Raw genomic sequence first — 25,983 nt, 5'->3', positions numbered from 1 at the left:
GTGTCCGCTCTCGACCAAGAAATCTCCCGCCGCCGTACCTTTGCGATCATCTCCCACCCCGACGCGGGTAAAACCACGCTGACCGAAAAGCTGCTGTGGTTCGGCGGCGCCATTCAGGTCGCCGGCGAAGTACGCGCCCGCAAGGCCTCGCGCCACGCGACGTCGGACTGGATGGAGCTGGAAAAGCAGCGCGGCATTTCGGTGACCTCGTCGGTCATGCAGTTCCCCTACCGCGAGTGCATGATCAACCTGCTCGACACCCCGGGCCACGAAGACTTCTCGGAGGATACCTACCGCACGCTGACCGCCGTGGATTCGGCGACCATGGTCATCGACTCGGTGAACGGGGTCGAAGCGCAGACCATCAAGCTGTTGAACGTCTGCCGCATGCGCGACACGCCGATCCTGACCTTCATCAACAAGCTCGACCGCGAAGGCAAGGAGCCGATCGACCTGCTCGACGAAATCGAGTCGGTGCTCGGCATGCAGTGCGCGCCGATCACCTGGCCGATCGGCATGGGCAAGCGTTTCCGCGGCGTTTATCACCTGTACGACGACACCATCGCCTTCTTCGACCCGCAGGCCGAGAAGGGCACGGCCGAGATCATCCAGGGGCTGGACAATCCGCGCCTCGACGAACTGATCGGCAGCCAGGCCGACGAACTGCGCACCGATATCGAACTGGTGCGCGGCGCGTCGCATCCCTTCGATGCCGATGCCTACCTCTCAGGCAAGCAGACGCCGGTCTTCTTCGGTTCGGCGGTCAACAACTTCGGTGTGCAGAGCTTGCTCGATGCCGTGGTCGAGTTGTCGCCCGCCCCCAAGGCGCGCAATGCCGTGGTCAAGGGCGAGGCGCGCGAAGTGGCGCCGAACGAGGCCAAGTTCTCCGGCTTCGTGTTCAAGATCCAGGCCAACATGGACCCCAAGCACCGCGACCGCATCGCCTTCCTGCGCGTCTGTTCCGGTCGTTTCGACCGGGGCATGAAGGTCAAGCAGGTGGCGACCGGCAAGACCCTGTCGATCAACAACGCCATCACCTTCATGGCGCGCGACCGGTCGACGGCCGACGAAGCGTGGTCGGGCGACATCATCGGCATCCCGAACCACGGTACCATCCGCCTCGGCGAAACCTTCTCGGAAGGCGAAGACTTGCGCTTCACCGGCATCCCGTCCTTCGCGCCGGAAATGTTCCGCCTCGCCCGCATCGGCAACCCGCTGAAGATCAAGCAACTGCAGAAGGGCCTACACCAGTTGGCGGAGGAGGGCGCGACCCAGTTGTTCCGGCCGATTTCCGGTTCCGACATGATCCTTGGTGCGGTCGGCGCACTGCAGTTCGATGTGGTGGCACACCGTCTGGAGCATGAATACGGCGTGCAGGTCATCTTCGAAAGCTATAACTGCTCGACGGCGCGCTGGATCGTCGGCGACCCGGCCGAACTGCGCCAGCTCTCCGAGCGCTACAGCGCCAACGTGGCGCTCGATGGGGCGGACGATCCGGTCTACCTGGCGCCGAACAATGTCTATCTGAACATGGTCAAGGAAAAATATCCCAACCTGCGCTTCCTCGAAGCGCGCGAGGTGGCCTGATCATGGCGGTCCGGGTGCAGGAGGCGGATTTCGACGTCGGCGCCGAACTGGCGGCCCTGCGTGCGCAGGATGCCCGGGTCGGTGCGCTGGCCAGTTTTCTTGGTCTGGTGCGTGATATCAACGACGGTGCCCGTGTTGCCGGCATGACGCTGGAGCACTATCCCGGCATGACCGAAAAGGCACTGGAGGCCATCGTTACCGAGGCCAAGGGCCGCTGGGATATCTACGAAGCACTGGTCATCCATCGTGTCGGGCCGCTCAAGCCGTGCGACCAGATCGTGCTGGTCGCCGTGACCAGCGCCCATCGCGGCGAAGCCTTTGCCGCCTGCGAGTTCATCATGGATTACCTGAAGACCCGCGCTCCCTTCTGGAAGAAGGAAGAAACGCCGGATGGCGGCCGCTGGGTGGATGCTCGCGAGACCGACGACAGCGCCGCAGCCCGCTGGCAATAATGAAAAAGGGGAGCCTCGGCTCCCCTTGTTGTTTCCGGTGCGGTCGGGATCAGGTCCGGAATTGCGCGACAGCCTGATGCAGCGAGGCGGATAGCGACTGCAGGTGGCGGGCGGCATCGGCGGTGTGGCGGACGGCGACGGCGCTTTCTTCCGACATTTGGGCGATGGTTTCCAGCTGTTGGGCGATTTCGTTGCTGGCGATGCTCTGCTCGGCGATCGAGTCGGAAATGCCATTGACCACGACGGTAACGCGCAGTGCGCCATCGCGAATGCGGTTGATCGAATCGCCCGCCTGATTGGCCAGCTCGACGCCCTTGCTGACCTGTTCGACCCCCGCCTGCATGCTGTTGACAGCATTGCGCGTGCCAATCTGGATTTTGGACACCATGTCGGTGATCTCGGTGGTGGACAGGCTGGTCCGTTCGGCCAGCTTGCGCACTTCGTCGGCGACGACGGCGAAACCGCGCCCTTGCTCACCGGCCCGGGCCGCCTCGATGGCGGCGTTGAGAGCCAGTAGGTTGGTCTGGTCGGCGATTTCCTTGATGGTATTGACGATGGTGGTGATGCGATCCGACTGGCGGCCGAGTTCCTCGACGATTTCGGAAGAGGACTGCACGGCCTGGGAAATATTGCGCATTTCGTTGGCGGCGCCGTGGATGACGGCCGCTCCTTCCTCGGAAATTTGCCCGGAGTCCTGCGAAATGCCATGCGCCTCGGTGGCGTTTTCCTTGACCTGATCGATGCTGACGGCCATTTCCTCGACCGAGGCGGCCATCGATGAGGCGGCATCGCTCTGCTGGCTGGCGCGTTGCGAGACTTCCTCCGAGGCGTGCAGCAACTGGTCGGCGGCGCTGGCCACCTGCTCGGCATTGTTGACGATGGTCGCGATGATGCTGCGCAGCGTTTCCTGCATGGTGCGGATATTGGCCAGCAGGCTGTCCTTGTCGTCCGCCGGGCAGTCGACCGGTGTTGCCAGGTCGCCGCTGGCGATCCGGCGGGTAATGGCCGAGGCGAGGCTCGGGTCACCGCCCAGCGTGCGGATGATGTTACGCGACAGGAGGAGCAGGGAAATGGCGATGAAACCACCGATCCCCAGGCCCCAGAGCAGCAGCTTGACGGCATCGGCGCGGAACTTGGCTTCGACATCGTCAATGTAGATGCCCGAGCCGATCACCCAGCCCCACGGCGCGAAGCCCATGACATAGGAAATTTTCGGCACGCCTTCCTCGGAACCCGGTTTCGGCCACAGGTAGTCGACGAATCCGGCACCCTGAGCCTTGACCACCCGGTTGAATTCGAGGAACAGCTGCTTGCCGTTCTTGTCCTTCAGTTGGTCGAGTTTCTTACCCTCGAGGTCCGGCTTGATCGGGTGCATGACCATCAGGTCCTGCAGGTTGTTGATCCAGAAATATTCGACCGTGTCGTAGCGCATGCTGCGAATCGCGGCAGCGGCTTTCTGCTGGGCTTCCTCGACCGGCATCTGGCCGTCGCGGGCTGCCTTCTCGAAATGCGCCACGGTGGCATGGGCTACCTCAACGAGGTTACGTACCTTGGCCTGGCGGTCTTCCAGCATCTGGCTCTTGCTGTTGAGGAGCAGCACGACAAAAAGTGCGGCCAACGCGATGACGGTGGCAGCCGTCATGGCGAAGAGCTTGCCACGCAGTGTCAATCCCGAGTTTGACATGGGTTTTTCCTCTACTGACTTTTATAGCAGAAATAACAAATTTGTTTTTGTTTTGCAGGGAATGTATCACGTCATCGCATGCGTCGAAAACAACTCCCTGAGAAAAGCCCCTGCGTGAGGTGTTGAAAATGGAATTTACGTCCTCATGTAGGGTGCATCCGACATTTCGCAGAGGGAGAGCAGCGATGCGCCTTGACAAGTTCACGACCAAATTCCAGCAAGCTTTAGCCGACGCGCAAAGCCTGGCGCTCGGCAACGACCAGCAGTTCATCGAGCCGCAGCACCTGTTGCTGGCCCTGATCAATCAGGATGACGGCGGCACGACTTCGCTGTTGTCGCGCGCCGGCGTCAATGTGCCCGGCCTGAAGCGCGACCTCGAGCAGGCGTTGACGCGCTTGCCGAAGGTCGAAGGCCATGGTGGTGACGTATCGGTTGGCCGCGACCTGGCCAACCTGCTCAACCTGACCGACAAGGAAGCGCAAAAGCGGGGCGACCAGTTCATCGCCAGCGAAATGTTCCTGCTCGCCCTCTGTAACGACAAGAACGAAACCGGGCGCATCGCCAAGCAGCATGGCTTCTCCCGCAAGTCCATCGAGGCGGCCATCATGGCCGTGCGCGGCGGGCAGGGCGTCGATAGCCAGGAAGCCGAAGGCCAGCGCGAATCGCTGAAGAAATACTGCATCGACCTGACCGAACGCGCCGCCCAAGGGAAACTCGACCCGGTGATCGGCCGCGACGACGAGATTCGTCGCGCCATCCAGATTCTGCAGCGCCGTACCAAGAACAACCCGGTGCTGATCGGCGAGCCGGGCGTCGGCAAGACGGCCATCGTCGAAGGGCTGGCCCAGCGCATCGTCAATGACGAAGTGCCGGAAACCCTGAAGGGCAAGAAGGTGCTGGTCCTCGACATGGCCGGCCTGCTGGCTGGGGCCAAGTACCGCGGCGAGTTCGAGGAGCGCCTGAAGGCCGTGTTGAAGGAGGTGGCGCAGGACGAAGGGCGCATCATTCTGTTCATCGACGAAATCCACACCATGGTCGGCGCCGGCAAGGCCGAGGGCGCGATCGACGCCGGCAACATGCTGAAGCCGGCCTTGGCGCGCGGCGAGCTGCACTGCATCGGCGCCACGACGCTGGACGAATACCGCAAGTACATCGAAAAGGACGCCGCGCTGGAACGCCGTTTCCAGAAGGTATTGGTCGACGAGCCGAGTGTCGAATCGACCATCGCCATCCTGCGCGGTTTGCAGGAGAAATACGAACTGCATCATGGCGTCGACATCACCGATCCGGCGATTGTGGCGGCTGCCGAGTTGTCGCACCGCTACATCACCGACCGCTTCCTGCCGGACAAGGCCATCGATTTGATCGACGAGGCCGCGGCGCGCATCAAGATGGAAATCGACTCCAAGCCGGAATCGATGGACAAGCTCGACCGTCGCATCATCCAGCTGAAGATCGAGCGCGAGGCGGTGAAGAAAGAGAAGGACGAGGCTTCGCAGAAACGTCTCGGCCTGATCGAGGACGAAATCGCCCGCCTGACCAAGGAATATTCCGACCTCGAGGAAATTTGGAAAGCCGAGAAGTCGGCCGTGTTGGGCTCGGCGCAGATCAAGGAGGAGATCGACCACCTGAAGGCCGATATCGCCAGGCTGCAGCGCGAGGGCAAGCTGGAGAAGGTGGCCGAGCTGCAATACGGCAAGCTGCCGCAACTTGAAGCGCAATTGAAGAAGGCGGAAGCGGCCGGCGAGGGCAGCCAGCAGAAGAACAAGCTGCTGCGCACGCAAGTCGGTGCCGAGGAAATCGCCGAAGTGGTCAGCCGCGCCACCGGCATCCCGGTCAGCAAGATGATGCAGGGCGAGCGCGACAAGCTGTTGAGGATGGAAGAGCGCCTGCACAACCGCGTGGTCGGCCAGGACGAAGCCGTGCGCCTGGTAGCCGACGCCATCCGCCGCTCGCGCGCCGGGTTGTCCGACCCGAACCGTCCCTACGGTTCCTTCCTCTTCCTCGGTCCGACCGGTGTCGGCAAGACCGAGCTGTGCAAGGCGCTGGCTGAGTTCATGTTCGATAGCGAGGAACACCTGATTCGCATCGACATGAGCGAGTTCATGGAGAAGCACTCGGTCGCCCGCCTGATCGGCGCGCCGCCGGGCTATGTCGGCTACGAAGAGGGCGGCTACCTGACCGAAGCGGTGCGCCGCAAGCCGTACTCGGTGATCCTGCTCGATGAAGTCGAAAAGGCGCACCCGGATGTCTTCAACGTGCTGCTGCAGGTGCTTGACGACGGCCGGATGACCGATGGCCAGGGGCGTACCGTGGATTTCAAGAACACGGTGATCGTCATGACCTCCAACCTGGGCAGCCAGATGATCCAGCAGATGTCGGGCGACGACTACGGCGTGATCAAGGTGGCGGTGATGGCCGAGGTGAAAACCTACTTCCGGCCGGAGTTCATCAACCGCATCGACGAAGTGGTCGTCTTCCACAGCCTCGACGAGGAGCATATCGCCGGTATCGCGAAGATCCAGCTCGGCTATCTCGAAAAGCGCCTGGCCCAGCTGGAGATGGGCATTGTCGTCGAGGACAGTGCCTTGTCCGAACTGGCCAAGGCCGGCTTCGACCCGGTGTTCGGTGCCCGCCCCTTGAAGCGCGCCATTCAGCAGCAGATCGAGAATCCGTTGGCCAAGGCCATCCTGGAAGGCCGCTTTGCCGCCAAGGACACGATCCGGGTGGCCTGCGAAAACGGCATCATGCGTTTTGCCAAAGGTTGATCAGCGAGCAGGCTGAAACAAGAAGGGCGATGCCAGGTGGCATCGCCCTTTTTATTTGTGGGGGAGCGGAATCAGCAGCGGCCCTTCTTGGCCTGGCCCGGCGGACAATGGCCGCCATCCTGGTGCGGCACGCCTTTGTTACCGCGACCGGTATAGTATTTTTCGCCTCGCGGACCGTTGTGCTGCTTCCAGTAGCCCGGGTCGCGCCAGTCGTAACCATCCCAGTAGTAGCCGCGATCATTGCGGGTGCCGAAGGTGACGCTGACACCGGGCGCGTCAACGCGTACGCTACCGAGATTGACATTGATGTCGGCGGCGCTGGCGAACCAGGGCAGGGTGCCGAACAAGGCGGTAATCAAGATTTTTTTCATGGGCACTATCCTCATCAGTGTGAATGAACAAGCGAAGGAAACCGCCTGACACTCGTGTAGAACCATGATAACCATTTCGCGGACAGGATGACGAATCATGCGGGAAGAACAGAAGGAATGGCAGGCTCGGCGCCATGCCGAATTGAGCGCTCCGGACAGTTGGTTGGGCATGGCCGGTTTGTTCTGGTTGCAACCTGGCGTGAATCGGGTCGGTTGCGGTGACGATTGCCTGGTTTGCCTGCCAGAGGGCCCGGCGCATCTCGGCGATCTGCTCTGGCAGTCTGGGTTGTTGCTCTGGCAGCCGGTCGACGGGCCGGAGCAAAGCCTGCAAACAGACTTGAACGGTGCCCCCAGCGTGGTCGATTTCGGCGACTGGTCGTTCTTCGTTGTCGACCGGGAGGGGCGGCTGGCTGCCCGTTTGCGCGATCGGGCCTGGGCAGCGAAGCAACCGTTCAGCGGTCTGGCCTATTTCGACGACGACCCGCAATGGGTCATCGAAGCCGATTGGGAGACGCTGTCGCCGCCGCTCAGCATGGAGGTTCCCAATGTCAGCGGAGACCTGAAACAGGTTGAGGTTGGGCATCGTGCGGTATTCAACGTCGGAGGCGAACCCGCCAGCTTGTTGCCGATGGCGGTCAGCGACAATGAGGTCTTCTTCGTTTTTCGTGATCGGACCAGTGGTCGCGAGACATACGGCGCCGGGCGGTTCCTCAAGGTGCCAGTGCCGACTGGCCGCAAAATCAGGCTCGATTTCAATCGTGCCTACAATCCGCCCTGCGCCTTCACGCCGTTTGCCACCTGTCCGCTGCCACCGCCGGAGAACTGGCTGCCTTTTCCGATCACGGCCGGGGAAAGGAAATGGCTTCCGAAATGAGCCTGGCGGTCGTCGCCTGATTGTTCGGCTCCTTCCACAGGCGCCCTGTCGTGACTCGGCGTCGCTCTCCGGCAGATGCCGTGCCCTGAGATCGCCGCCCTCAGCCTTCGGCGCGGGTTGGCGCGAGGGCTGGGAGGCCGATTTATTCCGTTGTTTGGGGAATGGATTCCAGTTGAAGCTGCTGATAGTTGGTAGTACATTTGGCAAATAAATGTCAAAAATAATGCCTGCTTGACCAACTGGCGGGCGTGGAGACACATCATCAAGGTCCATAGCCGCATCCTGCTGGTTCTGATTCTGCTGGTCATCGTTGCGCTGTTGGCGGTTACCGACACCATGCGCCGCTGGTACCAGTCGATCGACGATCGCCTGAGCAGCGACGCGACGGGTATTCTTGCCCGGCGTGACGACGTGTTCGGCCAGGCGTTGCGGCAGCCGCTGGGCAGCCTGCGTCTGCTGGCTGCATCGCGGACCCTGGCGCATGCAAAACCGCTCGATGTCCAGGCCGACCTCGATACCTGGAAGGCCAACCTGCAGGATGTCGAGGCCATTTACCTGTTCATGCTGGATGGTCGCATCATCGCCGCAGGCGGGTCAGAGAGCACCCCGGCGTACATCCGGGACGCCTACCGCGACTATCGTGAACGGGGGGCGCCGGCACTCGCCATGCCCCGTGTCGTGATGGATGGCGGCCGGCCACTGGTCATCATGGGCACGCCGCTGGCGGGGCAGGCGGCCGGCGTCGTGCTGGCCACCTTCCATCTGGATCAAATGCTGGGGCCTTTGCTGGTTCGTCTGCCCGGCAACAACGCCCGCCTCATTCTCCTCGACGGGAGTGAGCAGGTGCTGGTCGATGGCTTTGCGCAGCCCGCCTCGGGCGACCATCTGCTCAATGGGCAACAGGCGGCCCATCCGGCCGCACTGCTCGCGGCGCTGCAAGGCAAGGCGACGCCTGCTGGCGTGGTCGCTGGCCTCTATACCGTGCACGGCGAGCAATATCGCTATTACGCCTCGCGCATGAGCAGCACAGACTGGTTGCTCGCCTACGTCCAGCCGGAGGCCGATCTGCTCGCCGCCTACCGGGAGGCCAAGTATCTCGGCTGGGCGCAGCTGTTTTTCGTCGTGCTGGCTGCCTTGTTGCTGGTGGCGATGATGCAGCGCCTGGTGTTGCGCCCCCTGCAGGCCCTGGCCAGGGTTCAGGAGGCCATGCGGGACGGTGCCGTGCCGACCCCGGTGGCCGTACGGGGAAGTGGTGAATTTGCCGCCATGGCCGCCTCCTATAATCGCCTGGTGGCTGACCTTTCCGCCTCGGAATCACGGCTGCGCACGATTTTCGAGGCTTTCCCGGAGTCGGTCATCGTCACGCGCCTAACCGATGGCGTTATCGTGGACACCAACGACGTCTTCCTGAACAAGATTGGACGGTCGCGGGCCGAGGTGATCGGGCATACCGGCCAGGCGCTCGGTGTGCTGGCCGACAATAATGATGTGATGGCACACCGCGAGACCTTGTTGGAGAAAGGCAGCCTGGAACGCGAGCTGATCCATTTGCGGACAGCGCAGGGCGAGGATCGCTGGAGCATGTATTCCAGCCGCCTGATCGACTTCGACGGTGTACCGGCAGCACTGATCGTCTCGGTTGATGTGACGCAGCTCAAGCTGGCCGAGACGCGTATTCGCCAGGGCGAAGCGAATTTCGCCGCCCTTTTCCAGCTGGCGCCGGTGCCGATGTCCTTCATCCCCGAGCGCGACCAGTACGGCCACACGCACTGGAACGATGCCTGGTATGCGGCATTCGGCTTCCTGCCGGAGGAGGCCGAGGGGCGGGGCGGCGACGTGCTGGGCATCTGGGTCAATCCGGATGAACGCCGCCAAATGATCCAGGGCGTGCTGGATACCGGCCATGCACATGCCTTTCAGGTGGTACTGCGGCGCAAGGATGGCGCCTTGCGCCAGCACATCCTGTATGCCGACCGGATCGAGACCGGCGAGGGCAAGGCGATGATCGTCGCCTATGTCGATGTGACCGACAGCCGCCGGGCCGAAGCCGAACTGCGGGCCAGCGAGGAAACCCGGCACGCCATTTTCAACGCCTCGCCAGTCGCCATGCTGGTTTCCGATATGGCGCACGACTATACGGTGGTCGATGCCAACCAGGCCTGGTTGCGGCAGTTCCAGCGCACGTTGCCGGAAATTCTCGGGCGCAACGGCCGGCAGATCGATTTCTGGGTGAATGAAGAAGATCGCCGGCAGGTCGTCGGCCTGATCGAGCGGGAAGGCCAGGTCGCCGATTACGAGGCCGAGTTCGTGCGCGGCGATGGCAGCCGCCTGATCTGCCGCGTCGGCGCCCGGCGGGTGCAGGTCGAAGGCCGGGATCTGCTGCTCATGCTGCAGGAAGACATCACGCTCCAGCGACAGACCGAGCTGGCGCGCCAGGAGGCCGAACGCAAGCTGCGCCGCTTCAGCTTCATGGTCAGCCATGCCAACGACGCGATGTTTTTGTTCGATGAGGGGAAGATATCCGATTGCAATGAGGCGACGCTGCGCATGTTCGGGAGTACGCGCGAGCGCTTCATCGGGCAGTTGCCGGATGCCTTTTCGCCGCCGACCCAGCCCAACGGTGCATCGTCGCGCGAATTGGCGATGGACCGTGTGGGTGCGGCGATTGCCGGCGAGCCTCAGCGTTTCGAGTGGGTGCATACGCGGGGCGACGGCAGCCTCTTCGATGCCGAGGTTTCGCTCAGTGCTTTCGAGGAATCAGGTCGGGCGCTGATCATTGGTGTGGTGCGCGACATCACCGAGCGCAAGAAGGCCGAAGCCGAGATCCGTGATCTGAATGCGACGCTTGAAGCCAGGGTAGTGTTGCGTACTCGCGAACTGGCGCAGGCCAACACGGAACTGGAGGCCACGCTCGGCAACCTGCAGCGAGCCCAGGACGAACTGCTGCGGGCGGAGAAGCTCGCCTCGCTGGGTGCCCTGGTGGCGGGCATTGCGCATGAACTGAACACGCCGATCGGCAATGCGGTCACCGTATCCAGCACCTTGCTCGACGAGCAGCGGCGTTTTTCCGAGAAGGTGGCGAGCGGCCTGACGCGCAGCGCGCTCGACCGCTTCGTGGGCGTGGTGGGCGAAGCGGGGCAGATCGTCGAGCGCAACCTGTACCGGGCGGCGGAATTGATCGGCAGCTTCAAGCAACTGGCGGTCGATCAGTCGAGCTATCAGCGGCGCCCCTTCGACCTGCAGGACGTGGTGCGTGAAATCATGCTGGCAATGGCGCCCAGCATTCGCCGCACCCCCTTCCGCATCATTGACGAGGTACCGGCCGGCCTGGTGCTCGACAGTTACCCGGGGCCGCTTGGGCAGATCCTGATGAACCTGATCAACAATGCGCTGATCCATGCCTTCGACGGGCGTGACAGCGGCCAGGTCTTGATCAGGGCCGAGACCGCCGAGCCGGGCTGGATCGTCCTCAGCGTGGCCGACGATGGCTGCGGTATTTCGGCGGAGCACCGGAAGCGCATCTTCGATCCTTTCTTCACCACCCGGCTCGGCCAGGGTGGGTCGGGGCTCGGCCTGCACGTCGTGTTCAGCCTGGTGGTCGATCTGCTCGGCGGGCGGATCGATGTCGACAGCACCCCCGGACAGGGTGCAAGATTCATTGTGCGTTTGCCGCAGGTGGCGCCGCAGCCGAATGGCGAGCTAGCGGTTTCGACGGCCAGTGAGCAGAACAGGGAGATGTAATGATTCTGGAAGACCGCGACGAACCTCTCGTCTTTGTCGATGAAGCGGAGCGCCCTGGAGATGCGGCTGCTGCTTCCTGGCGCATCCTGATCGTCGATGACGAACCCGATGTCCATGAGGTGACGCTGCTTGCCCTGCGCGATGTGATCATCGAGGGGCGCAGCCTGAGCTTCCTGCATGCCCGGTCGGCGGCCGAAGCCGAGACGCTGTTGCGCCAGGAAGACGACATCGCCGTCGTGCTGCTCGACGTGGTGATGGAAACCGAGGATGCCGGGCTGCGGCTGGTGCGTTTTCTGCGCGACGAACTGGGCAATCGGGCCACGCGCATCATCCTGCGCACCGGCCAGCCCGGCTACGCGCCGGAAATCGAGACGATCCGCCTCTACGACATCAACGACTACAAAACCAAGTCCGAACTCACCCGCGTCCGGCTCTACACCAGCATCACGGTCGCCATTCGCTCGTACTGGCAGATCCACCAGCTGGAGGCCAACCGGCGGGGGCTGGAAATGATCGTCAACGCGACGATGGAATTGAGCAGGCCGAGAGGTTTGCGCCGCTTTGCCGAGGGTGTCGTCACCCAGTTGTGCGCCTTGCTCGGCATCGGCGAGGAGGGACTGGTCTGCGCTGCCGCCAGTGTGGCGGGGGTTTCGCCTTATGTCCTCGCCGCGGCCGGGCGTTACTCGGCATGGATCGGCCAGTCGCTCGACAGCATTCCGGACGATCGGGTCCGGCAGGTGCTGGAGGATGCGCTGGGCAAGCGACAGCACACCTTCGAAAAATCGACCTGCCTGTATTTCTCGACCTCGGGCAACCACGCCCTGGCCGCCTTCGTCGATATCTATCACCCCCTGAGCGATGTCGATCGCAAGCTGCTTGAGGTCTTCTGCAGCAATATTGCGGTGGGCTTCGAAAACGTCCAGCTCTATCAAAAGGTCTATGACCTGGCTTTCGAGGATTTGCTCGTTCGCCTGCCCAACCGCAACAGCTTCATCGGTCTGATCGAGTGCCGGCCGGCCTCCGCTGACCGCGTCGCGCTGGTCGACATCGACGGCTTTTCGGATATCAACAGCATTCTCGACCAGGCGTTTGGGGATCAGGTGCTGGAGGCCGTGGCCAAGCGCCTGCGCGCTGCGTTCCCGCTATCGGTTGCCGTGGCCCGGGTCGGCAGCGACGTCTTCGGCCTGCTCGGCAATGCCGACGAGGTGACGCCGGAGCATGTCGCCCAAGTCTTTGCCCAGCCATTCTCCGTTAACGACCAGGATCTGCGGCTGTCGGCCACCACCGGCCTGATTTCGCTCGTTGGCAACACCGAGCGGGCGGTCGAGATCATGAAGAATACCGGCGTCGCGCTCAAGCAGGCCAAGAGCTTCCGGCGCGGCAAGGCGATGTTCTACGAGCCGGCCCATGCCATCGAGGCGCGTGATCGCATGCGGCTGCTCAACAGCTTGCGTCAGGCCTTTTCGGCCGACTACCTGTTCCTGCAGTACCAGCCCTTCATCGACCTCGCCTCCGGTCGCGTGGTCGGTGCCGAGGCCCTTTTGCGCTGGAAGACGGAAGAAGGGCAGTTCGTGCCGCCCGACCGCTTCATTCCGCTGGCCGAACAGTCCGGACTGATGGTCGCGCTGGGGAATTGGGTCATGCGCAGCGCCCTGCAATTCCTGGCGCGCCTGCACAGCGAGGGGATCAGCGATTTCCGGATGGCCATCAACGTGTCGCATGTCCAGTTCCGCGAGCCGGATTTCGTCGAAAAACTGGAGGCGGCCATTGCCTCCTGCCAAGTCGCACCGTCTGCGGTCGAGATCGAATTGACCGAATCGGTCGCCATCGAGAACTTTGCGCTGATCGAGCAAAAGCTGGTCGCCTTGCGCCGGGTCGGCGTGGCTGTCGCCATCGATGATTTCGGTACAGGTTATTCTTCGCTGAGCATCCTGCGCCGCCTCGATGTCGACCGGCTCAAGATCGACCGTGCCTTTGTCAGCGGCGAGCAATGTGTCGCCGAGGATAGCGGCATCGCCCGCATGGTCCTGCAACTGGCCTCGCAACTGGGCCTGCAGACGATCGCCGAGGGCATCGAAACCGAGGCTCAGCGCCAGACGTTACGCGAACTCGGTTGCGACGAGGGCCAGGGCTACCTCTTTTCCCGGCCCCTCGCGGCAGATGCCTTGCTGGATTTCGTGAAGCAAGGCCGCGCCTGAAGCGCGCCGGGGTCAGCCCAGCGAATCCAGCGCTTGGGCCAGGTTGGCGACGGTGCGCTCGGGGTTGTGCAGCTTTTCCAGACCGAACAGGCCGATGCGGAACGTGCGGAAATCCGGTCCCTCGTCGCACTGCAGCGGCACACCGGCAGCGGTTTGCAGCCCGGCAGCGAGGAATTTCTTGCCGGACTGGATATCCGGGTCGGTGGTGTAGCTGACCACCACGCCCGGCGCCTGGTAGCCTTCTGCCGCCACGCTCGGGAAACCGCGCGATTCGAGCAGTTGGCGGATGCGCCGGCCGAGTTCGCGTTGTTCTTCGCAAACCCGGGCGAAGCCGTAGGCCTCGGTTTCCAGCATCACGTCGCGCATGGCCGCCAGTGCATCGGTCGGCATGGTGGCGTGGTAGGCATGCCCGCCGTTTTCGAAGGCCTGCATGATCTGCAGCCATTTCTTCAGGTCGCAGGCGAAACTGGTGCTGGTGGTTTGCTCGATCCGGGCCAGGGCACGCTCGCCGAGGCCGATCAGGGCGCAGCACGGCGAGGCGCTCCAGCCTTTTTGCGGAGCGCTGATCAGCACATCCACATCATTGGCCAGCATGTCGACCCAGACGGTGCCGGAGGCCACACAATCGAGCACGAACAGGCCGCCCACCTCGCGCACGGCGGCGCCAACCGCCTGGATGTAGTGGTCGGGCAGGATCATGCCGGAGGCCGTTTCGACGTGTGGTGCGAAGACGACAGCCGGCCGCTCGGCGCGGATGGTGGCGACGACTTCGTCAATCGGGCAGGGGGCGAAGGGGGCCTGCGCGCCGTTCGTTATCTGGCGGGCCTTGAGGACGGTGACGCTTTGCGGGATGCGTCCCATGTCGAAAATCTGTGTCCAGCGGAAACTGAACCAGCCGTTGCGGATGACCAACACCTTTTGATCCGTGGCGAACTGGCGGGCAACGGCTTCCATGCCGAAGGTGCCGCTGCCCGGCACGACGACGGCAGCCTGGGCGTTGTAGACCTGTTTCAGGAGGCGCGAGATGTCCTTCATCACGCCCTGGAAACGCTGCGACATATGGTTGAGTGCGCGGTCGGTGTAGACCACCGAGTATTCGAGCAGACCATCGGGATCGGGGTGGGATAGCAGGGCGCTCACGCTTGTCTCTCTCCATGGTTTGAGTGCGGTGGCACAGCATAACGCCTAGTCCAGTGACTGTGCCAATGGGCGCCAAAAAAGATGATTGTTCTGTATATTTTCCTTAAAAAAGTGAATTCGCCTGCCGGGTTGTTATTCGTTGGGTGGGTGTTTTTAAAACTACAAAATATTTGGTTGAAGATTCTTGTAATTGATTTTCTTCCCAAATAAGCTGCTGCAAACAGCGTCATGAAGTGCATAAATCACCAGCGGAGAGTGCCATGGTAGAGCGAGTCACTGTTCTGGTTGTCGGTTGCGGCCGGTGTTGGCTGTGCCCGGTTGGCCGGGTTGCTGGGCGGATATCCCCGCTGCCTGCCGCCGGGCGACTGGCTAAACGAACTCATTGGAGGACTGCATGCACAAACTCGATCAGATTGATCTAGATATCCTCGCCGCCTTGCAGGCCGACGGCCGCATTACCAATGTCGCGCTGGCCAAGCAGGTTGGCCTCAGCGCCACGCCTTGCCTGGAGCGTGTCAAATCGCTGGAGGCGGCCGGGCTGATCACCGGCTATGTCGCCCGCTTGTCGGCACAGGCGCTCGGCCTGGGGCTGACGGTGTTCGTGCAGATCGCCATCGAGCGCACCTCGCAGAGCGTGTTCGAGGCCTTCCGCGAAGCCGTGCGGGCCATCCCGGAAATCGAGGAATGCCACATGGTGGCGGGCGGCTACGACTACCTGCTCAAGGTGCGCGTTCCCGACATGGCGGCCTATCGCACCTTCCTCGGCGCCGTACTGTCGGGCATCCCGGGTATCCGCGAGACGCACAGCTACCCGGTGATGGAAGAGGTCAAGGACTCGGGCACGCTGAGCCTGGGCCATTTGCAGCCCCAGACTTGAGGAGGGGGCCATGAGCACGGAAATCCGCGCCACCTTGCGCCTCGCCTATCGGGCCGACGAGGCTGTTTGCGTCAATCGGCTGGCCGATCAGGTGGCAGCCCTGGCTTACGACCGTGCGGCGGCCGTCACCGAAGCCCGGCGCCTGGTGGCCGCCGTTCGCCAACAGCGCAGCCATGCCAGCGGCGTCGATCACCTGATGCACGAGTTTTCGTTATCCAGCCAGGAAGGCGTCGCCCTGATGTGTCTGGCCGAAGCCCTGTTGCGCATTCCCGACCCGGCCACTGCCGACCGCCTGATCCGCGACAAGATCAGCCGGGGCGACTGGAAATCGCACCTCGGCGGCAGCCCGTCGCTATTCGTCAATGCTGCCACCTGGGGCCTGATGCTGACCGGCAAGCTGGTCGCCACCCAATCGCACAACGCGCTGGGCGGCGCTTTGAACCGCCTGCTGGCCAGGGGCGGCGAACCGCTGATCCGGCGTGGCGTCGATTTCGCGATGCGCCTGCTCGGCCAGCAGTTCGTGATGGGCGAGGACATCGCCTCGGCGTTGGCGCGTAGCCGAAACAACGAGGCGCGCGGCTATCGCCATTCCTTCGACATGCTTGGCGAAGCGGCGCTGACAGCAGCTGATGCTGCACGCTATGCCGCGGCCTACAGCACGGCCATCCACGCCATTGGCGCGGCCAGTGGCGGGCGGGGCGTCAAGGACGGGCCGGGCATTTCGGTCAAGCTGTCGGCCCTGCATCCTCGCTACGTACGCAGCCAGCGCGACCGGGTGATGGCCGAACTGCTGCCGCGCCTGGCCGATTTGTGCCGTCTGGCACGCCAATACGACATCGGCCTCAATATCGACGCCGAGGAGGCCGACCGCCTGGAGCTGTCGCTCGACCTGTTCGTCGCGCTGGCCGAGGATGCCACGCTGGCCGGCTGGGATGGCCTGGGCTTTGTCGTGCAGGCCTATCAGAAGCGTTGCCCGTTCGTGATCGATGAGCTGATCGCCCTCGCTCGCCGCACCGGCCGTCGCTTCATGGTTCGCCTGGTCAAGGGCGCTTACTGGGATAGCGAAATCAAGCGCGCCCAGGTGGATGGCCTGGCCGACTACCCGGTTTTCACGCGCAAGGCGCATTCTGATCTCTCCTACCTGGCCTGTGCCGACCGCCTGCTGGCCGCACCGGATGCAATCTTTGCCCAGTTCGCCACGCACAACGCCCACACCCTGGCGACGGTGGCCGAAATGGCCCGGGCGCGTGGCGTCGATGACTACGAGTTCCAATGCCTGCACGGCATGGGCGAGCCGCTCTACGACAACGTGGTGGTTGCCGGGCGGCCTTGCCGCATCTACGCACCGGTCGGTACGCACGAAACCCTGTTGCCCTATCTGGTGCGTCGGTTGCTCGAAAACGGTGCCAATTCGTCCTTCGTCAATCGCATCGTCGATGCGGCGGTGTCCATCGACGAACTGGTCGAGGATCCCCTGGCGCAAGCCCGGCTGGGCGGCGGTAGCCGGCATTCGGCGATTCCGTTGCCGGGCGGCATCTACGGTGCCGGGCGGGTCAATTCGCAGGGCCTCGACCTGTCCGACGAGTGCAGCATCTCAGCCACTACCGACCAATTGCATGTGCTGTCCTCACGCCAGTGGCAAGTCGGGCCGCTGGTGCCGGGCGCCACGCCCGACGGCCAGGGCTTGCCCATCACCAATCCGGCCCGTCGCAGTGACGTGCTCGGCGGGGTGCTCGATGCGGACGGGCCGACGCTGGAACTGGCACTGGCCAATGCCGAGCGGGCAGCACCTGGGTGGCATGCCGTTCCGGCGGCGACACGGGCTGCCATCCTGCTGCGGGCGGCCGATCTGCTCGAGGCGCACCGGCCGGAATTGCTTGGGCTGTGCGTGCGCGAGGCCGGCAAGACCTGGGGTAATGCCGTTGGTGAAGTGCGCGAGGCGGTCGATTTTTGCCGCTACTACGCCCAGCAACTGCTCTCCGATGCCTTTGCCGATGCCGGAGTAGCGCCTGGGCCGGTGGTCTGCATCAGCCCGTGGAATTTTCCGCTCGCCATCTTTATGGGCGAGGTGGTTGCGGCGCTGGCGGCCGGCAGCCCGGTGCTCGCCAAGCCGGCCGAGCAAACGCCATTGATCGCCGGTCTGGCTGTCACCTTGTTGCACGAGGCCGGTATCCCGCGCGAAGTGCTGCAATTCCTGCCCGGCCCTGGGGAAACGGTGGGCGCACGACTGGTGGCCGATCCGCGCGTCAAGGGCGTGGTATTCACTGGCTCGACCGAAGTGGCGCAGCGCATCAACCGCAGCCTGGCCGAACGCGGCGGGGCGCGCCTGATCGCCGAGACGGGCGGGCAGAACGCCATGATCGTCGATTCGTCGGCGCTGCCCGAGCAGGTGGTACAGGACGTCCTGGTTTCCGGCTTCGACAGCGCCGGCCAACGCTGCTCCGCCTTGCGCGTGCTGTGCCTGCAGACCGACATTGCCGACCGCACGCTCGTCATGCTGAAGGCGGCGATGCAGGAGTTGCGCATTGGCGACCCGGCCGAACTGGGCACCGATATCGGCCCGGTCATCGACGAGGAGGCCCGTCGCCGCCTGCTGGCCCACATCGACCGTATGCGCGCCCTGGGTCGGGCTGTTTTCCAGTTGCCCCTGCCGGCCGACTGTGCCGCCGGCTGCTTCGTGCCACCGACCCTGATCGAAATTGACGCACTGGCCGATCTGCACGGTGAGGTGTTCGGCCCGGTGGTGCATGTCCTGCGTTTCGGTGGCGACAAGCTGCCGCACCTGCTCGAACAGATCAACGCCGCCGGCTACGGCCTGACCATGGGCATCCACAGCCGCATCGATGAAACCATCGAGGCCATCCGGGAGCGGGCGCAGGTAGGCAACCTGTACGTCAATCGGAATATGGTCGGTGCCGTGGTCGGCGTCCAGCCATTTGGCGGCGAGGGCTTGTCCGGCACCGGGCCGAAAGCCGGCGGGCCGCTCTACCTGCATCGCCTGGCCGAGCATGGGCAGGTCTTGCCGGCCATGCTCAGCCAACGCGAGGCGGATGGCTTGTGCGATCCGCCGCTGCTTTTCCAGCGTTTTGCCGAATGGGCTGTCGATAGCCATCGGCACGATCTCGCCCAGCTATGCACCCGATATGCCGAGGATAGTTTGCTGCAGACCCGGCTTGTCTTGCCCGGCCCGACCGGCGAGTGCAACGAACTGCGCTTTGCTCCGCGCGGGCGCATGTTGTGTGTTGCTGCGCAGGAAGATGGGCTGTTGCGGCAACTGGCGGCGGTGCTGGCCACCGGCAACCGGCCTGTGTTGGTCGATACGACCTTGTCGCGCGATGTGGCGGCCCGCTTGCCGCCGGAACTGGCGATCCGGATCGAGTTCCGTTCCCGCCAGGCCTTGTCGGGGTTGGCTGGTGTGCTGCTGGCCAGCGACGATCCCGCCCTGCGGTTCAGTGTGGCTGCCGAAGATGGCCCGCTGATCCCGGTTTTCACGGAATCGGCCGAGGGTTATCCTTTGTATCGCATGGTCGTCGAACGCGTGGTCAGCATCAACACCACCGCAGCCGGCGGCAATACCACCCTGATGACGCTTGGTGCATGAAAGGTGAGACCATGACGCAGACCGAACTGCCTTCCTATATTTCCTCCGAAAACATCGGCCCCTGGCGCATTTTTCTGCACCAGATCGAACAGGTTGCACCGCTGGTGGAGCCGGCACTGCAACCCTGGGTGGAAACCCTGCGCCGGCCCAAGCGCTCGCTGATCGTCGATGTGCCGATCCGTCTCGATAGTGGCGAGATCGCCCACTTCGAAGGCTATCGCGTGCATCACAACACCTCGCGCGGGCCGGGCAAGGGCGGCATCCGCTATCACCAGGACGTGACGCTGTCGGAAGTGATGGCACTGTCCGGTTGGATGACCATCAAGAACGCCGTGGTCAATGTGCCGTTCGGCGGGGCAAAGGGTGGCATACGGGTCGATCCGCGCCACCTCAATGCCTCGGAACTGGAACGCCTGACTCGCCGCTACACCAGCGAAATCAGTTCGATGATCGGGCCGGACAAGGATATTCCCGCCCCGGACATGAACACCAACGCGCAGACCATGGCCTGGATGATGGATACCTATTCGATGGGCGAAGGGCGCACGGTAACCGGCGTGGTCACCGGCAAGCCACTGGCACTGGGCGGCTCGCTCGGCCGGCAGGATGCTACCGGGCGCGGCGTCTTCGTCACGGCCCGCGAGGCGGCGCGGCGGCTCAATGTGCCGATCGAAGGGGCGCGCGTGATTGTGCAGGGTTTCGGCAATGTCGGCGAGGCGAGTGCCCGGATGTTCGCCCAGGCCGGCGCCAAGGTCATAGCCGTGCAGGATGTCAGCGGCACGGTCTATAACCCGGTCGGGCTGGACGTTTCGGCCCTCAAGGCTTTTCATGCAGCGAATGGCACCCTGCAGGGCGCACCGGATACGCAAACCCTGGCCAACGCCGAATTCTGGGCGCTGCCCTGTGAGTTCCTGGTGCCCGCGGCACTGGAGTCGCAGATCAACCGCTACAACGCCGAGCAGGTCGCGGCACGCATCGTCGTCGAAGGTGCCAACGGCCCGACTACCCCGGAAGCCGAGGCTATCCTGGCCGAGCGGGGCGTGACGGTGGTTCCCGACGTGCTGGCCAACGCGGGTGGCGTCACGGTCAGCTACTTCGAATGGGTGCAGGATTTTTCCAGCTTTTTCTGGAGCGAGGAGGAAATCAACGCCCGTCTCGACCGCATCATGGCCGAGGCGTTTGCGGCCGTCTGGCAATTGGCCAAGGAGCGCCAGTTGTCGCTGCGCACGGCAGCCTTTGTGATCGGTTGCAGCCGGGTGCTGGCGGCGCGGGCGACACGCGGGCTCTATCCGTAAGCGGCACGAAATTTCAGCCGATTCCCTTGAGAAAGCGGGTGGCTGGCCGTAAATAGGGCTGTGGGGATCGTGAAAGGAGTTGTGCCATGAACGTTTTCTACAACAGCGAACATTACTCGGTGCTGGCCTACCCGCGACTGATGGGTTTCGAGTTGCTGGACAAGTCGGCGGGCCGCATTCTCTTCCTGCACGGGCCGCATGCCCGGCACTTCCGCCTGGCCATCGAGGAAATCCCGGAAGCCGAGCGCGACGAGGAAACCATCGACGCGTTTCTCGATGGCTACTGTGCCGGTGAAGCGCGCCCCATCGTCTTCCACTGACATGCTAGAATCGCGCCCATTGCTTTGAACTTTCGAGGGATTTGAGGATATGGGTCAGGTCAATTCGACGTATACGTCCGACCATCAGGACTGGATGAACGAACAACTGGCAAAGCACCCCGAGTGGGTCGAGGACCAGAAAGCTGGTCGCGCCCTGTGGTGGGACAAGAAGCAGGATGTCGAGACGACGGTGCGCAACGCCGAGTCGAAGGTGCCCCAGAAACCGTATCCGTACGACGTGAATTTCTTCGGCGAATAACGCGCCGCAGCGAGCAAGGCACAAAAAAGCCGGTCGAATCGACCTAGGCGTTAAGTTATCGTGTTGAAAACTCGGTAACGAATCATTAAAATCCCCTATAGGTCTCAATGACTTATAGGGGATTCTTCATTGGCAGTAAATTCTTCCGCGTCGAACTCGGCCGCCAAGGCCACACCGGTGCCACCTGCCGTAGCAGGTTTGGACGTGAATTTCTGCAAAAATCCAGCCTGTGCCAACTTCGGGGTTCCGGCGAACATCGTTAAGCACACCCGGCGCAAGGGCACGGAACTAGCAACAACTCCAGGCACGGCTTACTCGCTTGTTGGGGTGGGAAAGAACCGCCCGGCACTGAAGTGTCTGCTCTGCGAAGAGACCTTCTCTCTGAAGAGCAACCTGGCCGTGGTAGAGGAATATCGGCGCTTTGCGCGCTACCTGTTGCCGTCCGAACCAGCGAGTTGCCCCAATGCGGAGTGTGCCAACCACGCTGTGCCGGTTTCTACCGCGAATGCCTATTATCGCTTTGGGGTAACCAACGCCGGAACACCTCGGTACCGCTGCAAGCACTGTAAACGGACGTTTGCAGTGGGTGGCCGGGCCACCAAGAAGCAGCGTATCACTCACCTCAACAAGACCATCCTGTTGGCCCTGACCAACAAGATGCCAATTCGCCGTATTGCCAAGGTCACTGGGCTTAACGCAGTCACTCTATACGGAAAAATCGACTTCTTGCACCGGCAATGTATGGCCTTCGCTGCTGCTCGCGAGCGGGAACTGCCGACGTTGGCTCGCTCCCGCCTCTACATCAGCGTGGACCGTCAGGATTACATGGTGAATTGGAGCCGGGACAACGACCGCCGAAACATTATCCTACGGGCGGTGGGTAGTGCGGATAACACCACAGGCTACGTTTTCGGCATGCATCTGAATTTTGACCCCGAACGAGACCCGGTGACTATCGAGCAAGACGCTGCCGACGTAGCTGACCAGACGCTGCCATATCCTCACCGAAAGTATGCTCGGCTCTGGCTCGCTTCCGATTACGAAGAAGCCCTGCAGGACGCGGCAAAGGAGCGCAGCCGGAAGGCGGCAAAGGCGGCCAAAGGTCCGGTCAGCAATGCGCTGCCCGACCTTATCGGAGATGCCTATGAAGCGGCTGGAGCACGCGAAGATAGCGAGGTATCGGAACTCAAGGACGAGGACCAGAAGCTGCCGGAGAAGGCGGGGATGCAAGTGCGTGAGGAATATTCGCTTTACGGGCATTTCCAGTTCTTGAAACAACAACTGGCCGGAGTCGAAAAGCTACGATTCTTTCTTGACCAAGATTCGGGCATACGAGCAGCCTGCTTTGCCGCGTTTGCCGAGGACATCCAACAGAAACGGGTCGATGCGTTCTTCGTTCGCATAGCCAAGGAGATGACGGTCGACAAGAAGCGCGCCCTCGTCAATCGGTCATTGTCCGAATTCAAGAAGACGAAGGCGGCAAACGACAAGCTCTCGGACGCGGCGATAGAGGTGTTGCTGATGCGCGAAGCCATAGCGCAAGCGCAGGCCATCGGCAAATGGGAAGACCGCTGGGCATCGCATCCGTTACCAACGATGCTAGAGCCAGCTAAGGCCATGTGTTGGCTGACTGACCTGCGTAGGGAGAAGCCTGATTACGAAGAAGAGCATCAAGCTCGTCTCTTTCTGAAGGCGAGCCTTTCAGCCATCGACAACTTCTTCCAGCGCATCCGACGCAGCATCAATCCGCTAGAACGCCCCTTACTGACGGCGAGCAAGGGGCGGCGGACGTGGTACGGCTATAACCCCTACAACCCGGCAATGGTAGGCAAGCTATTGGACATCTACCGGGTTATGCATAACTTTGTCGAAGTGACGGGCAAGGATAAGAAAACACCTGCTATGCGCCTGGGGCTGGTGAGCAAAGCGTATGAACCTGAAGATATTTTGTATTTCGAAGCATAGGCCCAGTCCAGCAGCTAGTTAAAATGGCTTGTGACCTTCGCTCGCGCCGGCTGGCTACCAGAGGCCTGCGTTGAAGCCGGCAGGCACCGGGTACTGAAAATTAGCTTGGCCGAAGTTGGCCTCCACGACCATCAGATTTTTCATGTTGGCATCTTTTGTAACGCCAGGGTAATAGGCTCTAGCGGTAATTCCCGTAAAGGCGACGCCTTGCCGGACCCCGTTTTTAGAGTATTCCAGCGTGTGGCTGTCCATGTCCAGGAGCACTCCGATAACGTCACCGTTTACATATACGGGGCTACCGTAGGGGACATACCCGCTGTAGCTATCCTTACATTTTACGCTCCGGTAATCGTTGGTTGTCCAAGCATATGTAAACCACGCATAGCCCAAGCCTGCGTTATTGCAAATACGTTCGCTAATAGCCGCTTGTAACGGAAGTATGTTGACGCTCGTTGAAAACTGACCAGAAAAGCGAGGTTGTGCGCGCTGAAAATTGACCAGGGTGATTAACTCGTCCGCTCATTTTTTGAGCAGGATTTTAGGAGATGATCACCATGAAGGATCTGGGAAGGATTCGGCGGTTGTTTTATCGGGATGGCCTGTCGCTGTCCGAGATTTCGCGGAAGACGGGGTATAGCCGGAACACCGTCAAACGTTGGTTACGGACACCGGAAGGGACGGAGCCGAGGTACGAACGGCAGAACCCGAACGTCAAGATTGCCCCGTATGCGGCGCGCCTGATCAAGGCACTGGAGGCGGATGCCCGGCGCCCGAAACGGGATCGGCGTACCGCGCTGAAACTCTTTGGCGAATTGCAGGCTGCCGGATTCACCGGCACCTACTGCCGGGTCACCGAGTTCATCCGGCGCTGGCGGGCCGATGGCGGTGCAGCCGTCAGTAAAGCCTTCGTTCCGCTCCACTTCGAGTTGGGCGAAGCCTTCCAGTTCGACTGGAGCGAAGAGCATCTGGTCATTGGCGGCGTCTGGCGGAAGATACTTGCCTCACATCTGAAACTCTGCGCCAGTCGGGCCTTTGTCGTTCAAGCCTACCCGACGCAAGGTCACGAAATGCTGTTTGATGCCCACACCCGCTCGTTTGCTGCCTTGGGCGGCATTCCCCGACGCGGCATCTACGACAACATGAAGACGGCCGTCGATAAGGTGCAGAAAGGCAAATCCCGCATCGTCAATTCGCGCTTCTCGGCGATGGCCTCCCACTACCTGTTTGATCCGGATTTCTGCAATGTCGCCAGCGGCTGGGAGAAAGGCGTTGTCGAGAAGAACGTCCAGGATAGTCGGCTGCGGCTCTGGCAGGATGCCGGTAAGGAACGGTTCAGTTCGTTCACCGAACTGAACGTTTGGCTGCTCGAGCGCTGCCGGGGGCTGTGGCAGGAATTGCGTCATCCCGAGTACGCCGATCTGACGGTGGCCGAGATGCTCGAACACGAGCAACCCAGCCTGATGCCGATGGTGGCGCCGTTCGATGGCTATGTCGAAACATTGGGCAAGGTATCGAGCACTTGTCTGGTGACACTGGATCGCAACCGCTACTCGGTCCCTTGCGAACTCGTGGGCCAGGCCGTCAGCCTGCGTCTTTATCCAGAGCGGATCGACATTGTGGCGCACGATACTCGGGTGGCCAGTCATCCCCGCAACTTCAGTCGCCAGCAAACCCTCTACGACTGGCAGCACTACATTCCGCTGATTGAACGAAAGCCCGGTGCCTTGAGAAACGGTGCGCCGTTTGCCGACATGCCGGAACCGTTGCAACGATTACGCAACTTGCTCCTGCGCCGGGAAGGTGGGGATCGGGTGATGGCCAAAGTGCTGTCAGCGATTGCGCAGTTTGACCTGGAAGCGGTGCTGGTCGCCGTCGATCTGGTGCTGGAGTCCGGCCTACCCAGTGCCGAGCACATCGAGAACATGCTCAACCGCCTGAAGTCGGGTCCCATGCCGCCACCGGTGGAAACGCCACTCACCCTCAGCGAAGTGCCGATTGCCGATACTGGCCGCTATGACCGCTTGCGTACCGAGGTGACTGATCATGCGTGAGCTGATGAGCGAGTTCAAGGAACTGCGTCTGCACGGCATGGCCGGTGCGTGGGAGGAACTGACAGCCAACGGTGGCAGCCGTGTCGAAGCCTCCCGCTGGCTGATCGAGCATCTACTGCAAGCCGAGCATACGGATCGCGTGATGCGTTCGATTGGCTATCAGATGCATGCGGCCCGCTTCCCGGTACATCGTGATCTGGCCGGATTCGACTTCGAGCAATCGAAAGTGGATCAGAAGCTGATCCGGCAACTGGCCGACCTCTCCTTTGCCGAGGAAGCCCAGAACGTCGTGTTCATTGGCGGTACGGGCACCGGCAAGACGCACCTGGCCACGGCGCTGGGTGTCTCGGGCATCACCCATCACAGCAAACGGGTGCGTTTCTTCTCGACAGTCGATCTGGTCAATGCGCTGGAACAGGAGAAGGCTGCCGGCAAAGCCGGGCGGATTGCCTTGGGGCTGCTGCGTATGGACCTGGTCATTCTCGATGAGTTGGGCTACCTGCCGTTCAGCCAGGCCGGTGGCGCCTTGCTGTTCCACTTGCTCTCAAAGCTCTACGAGCACACCAGTGTGATGATCACGACCAATCTGACCTTCGCTGAATGGCCGAGCGTCTTCGGTGATGCCAAGATGACCACCGCCTTGCTCGACCGGCTGACGCATCACTGCCATATCGTGGAAACGGGCAACGAGTCGTTTCGCTTCCGGCACAGCACGGCCACTGCCAAGTCGAGGATCAAGGCACGGGAGCAGAGCAAGCGGGGAAATCCACCCGAAGCAGATCCGTTCTGATCGGGGCCGC

At 62.2% G+C, this 25,983-nt stretch carries 18 protein-coding genes; 14 read left to right on the top strand and 4 right to left on the bottom strand.

The window, feature by feature from the left end; all coding sequences use genetic code 11:
- Both K420_RS0114380 and moaE read left to right on the top strand, forming a co-directional pair.
- Nucleotides 1-1,587 (top strand): peptide chain release factor 3, encoded by a 1,587-nt coding sequence (locus tag K420_RS0114380; protein ID WP_027458681.1) that lies wholly within the window; start codon nucleotides 1-3, stop codon nucleotides 1,585-1,587.
- 2 nt (nucleotides 1,588-1,589) lie between these two features.
- On the top strand, nucleotides 1,590-2,039 hold the full coding sequence (moaE, locus tag K420_RS0114375; protein WP_027458680.1) for a molybdopterin synthase catalytic subunit MoaE: 450 nt from the start codon (nucleotides 1,590-1,592) through the stop codon (nucleotides 2,037-2,039).
- Between the two features lie 49 nt (nucleotides 2,040-2,088).
- Here moaE and K420_RS0114370 read toward each other — a convergent pair whose 3' ends face one another.
- Nucleotides 2,089-3,723 (bottom strand): methyl-accepting chemotaxis protein, encoded by a 1,635-nt coding sequence (locus K420_RS0114370; RefSeq protein WP_027458679.1) that lies wholly within the window; start codon nucleotides 3,721-3,723, stop codon nucleotides 2,089-2,091.
- Between the two features lie 185 nt (nucleotides 3,724-3,908).
- On the opposite strand from K420_RS0114370, the gene clpB reads away from it, so the two are divergent.
- Nucleotides 3,909-6,491: an ATP-dependent chaperone ClpB gene (gene clpB / locus K420_RS0114365; protein ID WP_027458678.1), complete on the top strand. Its 2,583-nt coding sequence runs from the start codon at nucleotides 3,909-3,911 to the stop codon at nucleotides 6,489-6,491.
- Between the two features lie 71 nt (nucleotides 6,492-6,562).
- Here clpB and K420_RS0114360 read toward each other — a convergent pair whose 3' ends face one another.
- Nucleotides 6,563-6,862 (bottom strand): DUF2502 domain-containing protein, encoded by a 300-nt coding sequence (locus K420_RS0114360; protein ID WP_027458677.1) that lies wholly within the window; start codon nucleotides 6,860-6,862, stop codon nucleotides 6,563-6,565.
- Between the two features lie 169 nt (nucleotides 6,863-7,031).
- Between K420_RS0114360 and K420_RS0114355 the strand changes: the two genes are divergently transcribed.
- The 3 genes from K420_RS0114355 (at nucleotide 7,032) to K420_RS0114345 (ending at nucleotide 13,675) form a co-directional block, all read left to right on the top strand.
- Nucleotides 7,032-7,736 carry a DUF1684 domain-containing protein gene (locus K420_RS0114355; protein WP_232422838.1) on the top strand — a complete coding sequence of 235 codons (705 nt, stop codon included), beginning with the start codon at nucleotides 7,032-7,034 and terminating at the stop codon, nucleotides 7,734-7,736.
- Between the two features lie 231 nt (nucleotides 7,737-7,967).
- Entirely contained in the window at nucleotides 7,968-11,477 is a 3,510-nt protein-coding gene (locus K420_RS19820; protein WP_051453151.1) for a PAS domain S-box protein, read from the top strand.
- A complete protein-coding gene (locus K420_RS0114345; RefSeq protein ID WP_035854854.1) occupies nucleotides 11,477-13,675 on the top strand; it encodes a putative bifunctional diguanylate cyclase/phosphodiesterase in 2,199 nt (732 codons plus the stop codon). Before K420_RS19820 ends, K420_RS0114345 begins: the two co-directional genes overlap by 1 nt.
- 12 nt (nucleotides 13,676-13,687) lie before the next feature.
- Here K420_RS0114345 and K420_RS0114340 read toward each other — a convergent pair whose 3' ends face one another.
- Complete coding sequence (locus K420_RS0114340; RefSeq protein ID WP_027458674.1) at nucleotides 13,688-14,815, bottom strand: aminotransferase class V-fold PLP-dependent enzyme; 1,128 nt, start codon at nucleotides 14,813-14,815, stop codon at nucleotides 13,688-13,690.
- 394 nt (nucleotides 14,816-15,209) lie between these two features.
- Between K420_RS0114340 and K420_RS0114335 the strand changes: the two genes are divergently transcribed.
- From K420_RS0114335 to K420_RS0114310, 6 genes are all read left to right on the top strand, one after another.
- The gene (locus tag K420_RS0114335) at nucleotides 15,210-15,692 is read left to right on the top strand and encodes an Lrp/AsnC ligand binding domain-containing protein (protein ID WP_027458673.1); all 483 of its coding nucleotides are present in this window, start codon (nucleotides 15,210-15,212) and stop codon (nucleotides 15,690-15,692) included.
- A 10-nt stretch (nucleotides 15,693-15,702) separates the two neighbouring features.
- Nucleotides 15,703-19,293, top strand: coding sequence for a bifunctional proline dehydrogenase/L-glutamate gamma-semialdehyde dehydrogenase PutA (gene putA / locus K420_RS0114330; protein ID WP_027458672.1), 3,591 nt, complete (start codon nucleotides 15,703-15,705; stop codon nucleotides 19,291-19,293).
- An 11-nt stretch (nucleotides 19,294-19,304) separates the two neighbouring features.
- Nucleotides 19,305-20,588: a Glu/Leu/Phe/Val family dehydrogenase gene (locus K420_RS0114325; protein ID WP_027458671.1), complete on the top strand. Its 1,284-nt coding sequence runs from the start codon at nucleotides 19,305-19,307 to the stop codon at nucleotides 20,586-20,588.
- An 86-nt stretch (nucleotides 20,589-20,674) separates the two neighbouring features.
- Nucleotides 20,675-20,908: a DUF3567 family protein gene (locus K420_RS19115; protein WP_035854852.1), complete on the top strand. Its 234-nt coding sequence runs from the start codon at nucleotides 20,675-20,677 to the stop codon at nucleotides 20,906-20,908.
- Between the two features lie 49 nt (nucleotides 20,909-20,957).
- A complete protein-coding gene (locus K420_RS0114315) occupies nucleotides 20,958-21,167 on the top strand; it encodes a DUF3460 family protein (RefSeq protein WP_027458670.1) in 210 nt (69 codons plus the stop codon).
- A 204-nt stretch (nucleotides 21,168-21,371) separates the two neighbouring features.
- Nucleotides 21,372-23,132, top strand: a complete 1,761-nt coding sequence (locus K420_RS0114310; RefSeq protein WP_157275107.1) for a transposase-like zinc-binding domain-containing protein — start codon at nucleotides 21,372-21,374, stop codon at nucleotides 23,130-23,132.
- Nucleotides 23,133-23,186: 54 nt separating this feature from the next.
- On the opposite strand, the gene K420_RS21090 is transcribed toward K420_RS0114310, so the two are convergent.
- The gene (locus K420_RS21090; RefSeq protein ID WP_027458668.1) at nucleotides 23,187-23,522 is read right to left on the bottom strand and encodes an SPRY domain-containing protein; all 336 of its coding nucleotides are present in this window, start codon (nucleotides 23,520-23,522) and stop codon (nucleotides 23,187-23,189) included.
- 164 nt (nucleotides 23,523-23,686) lie between these two features.
- On the opposite strand from K420_RS21090, the gene istA reads away from it, so the two are divergent.
- Nucleotides 23,687-25,183: an IS21 family transposase gene (gene istA / locus K420_RS0114300; RefSeq protein ID WP_157275146.1), complete on the top strand. Its 1,497-nt coding sequence runs from the start codon at nucleotides 23,687-23,689 to the stop codon at nucleotides 25,181-25,183.
- On the top strand, nucleotides 25,173-25,973 hold the full coding sequence (gene istB, locus K420_RS0114295) for an IS21-like element helper ATPase IstB (RefSeq protein WP_456297580.1): 801 nt from the start codon (nucleotides 25,173-25,175) through the stop codon (nucleotides 25,971-25,973). The genes istA and istB overlap by 11 nt, the downstream gene beginning before the upstream one ends.
- Nucleotides 25,974-25,983 lie beyond the last annotated feature (10 nt).

The sequence above is a fragment of the Dechloromonas agitata is5 genome (genome assembly GCF_000519045.1).
Lineage (GTDB): Bacteria > Pseudomonadota > Gammaproteobacteria > Burkholderiales > Rhodocyclaceae > Azonexus > Azonexus agitatus.
The sequence above is the reverse complement of the archived record's forward strand: the minus strand, read 5'-3'. Positions and strand labels throughout refer to the sequence as shown.

What these genes read in the sequence shown, in the direction of transcription:
- clpB (WP_027458678.1), top strand. Translation starts at nt 3,909, where the DNA reads ATGCGCCTTGACAAGTTCACGACCAAATTCCAGCAAGCTTTAGCCGAC.
- istA (WP_157275146.1), top strand. Translation starts at nt 23,687, where the DNA reads ATGAAGGATCTGGGAAGGATTCGGCGGTTGTTTTATCGGGATGGCCTG.
- K420_RS19115 (WP_035854852.1), top strand. Translation starts at nt 20,675, where the DNA reads ATGAACGTTTTCTACAACAGCGAACATTACTCGGTGCTGGCCTACCCG.
- K420_RS0114360 (WP_027458677.1), bottom strand. Translation starts at nt 6,862, where the DNA reads ATGAAAAAAATCTTGATTACCGCCTTGTTCGGCACCCTGCCCTGGTTC.
- K420_RS0114325 (WP_027458671.1), top strand. Translation starts at nt 19,305, where the DNA reads ATGACGCAGACCGAACTGCCTTCCTATATTTCCTCCGAAAACATCGGC.
- K420_RS0114345 (WP_035854854.1), top strand. Translation starts at nt 11,477, where the DNA reads ATGATTCTGGAAGACCGCGACGAACCTCTCGTCTTTGTCGATGAAGCG.
- K420_RS0114335 (WP_027458673.1), top strand. Translation starts at nt 15,210, where the DNA reads ATGCACAAACTCGATCAGATTGATCTAGATATCCTCGCCGCCTTGCAG.
- K420_RS0114315 (WP_027458670.1), top strand. Translation starts at nt 20,958, where the DNA reads ATGGGTCAGGTCAATTCGACGTATACGTCCGACCATCAGGACTGGATG.
- K420_RS0114370 (WP_027458679.1), bottom strand. Translation starts at nt 3,723, where the DNA reads ATGTCAAACTCGGGATTGACACTGCGTGGCAAGCTCTTCGCCATGACG.
- putA (WP_027458672.1), top strand. Translation starts at nt 15,703, where the DNA reads ATGAGCACGGAAATCCGCGCCACCTTGCGCCTCGCCTATCGGGCCGAC.
- moaE (WP_027458680.1), top strand. Translation starts at nt 1,590, where the DNA reads ATGGCGGTCCGGGTGCAGGAGGCGGATTTCGACGTCGGCGCCGAACTG.
- K420_RS0114355 (WP_232422838.1), top strand. Translation starts at nt 7,032, where the DNA reads ATGGCCGGTTTGTTCTGGTTGCAACCTGGCGTGAATCGGGTCGGTTGC.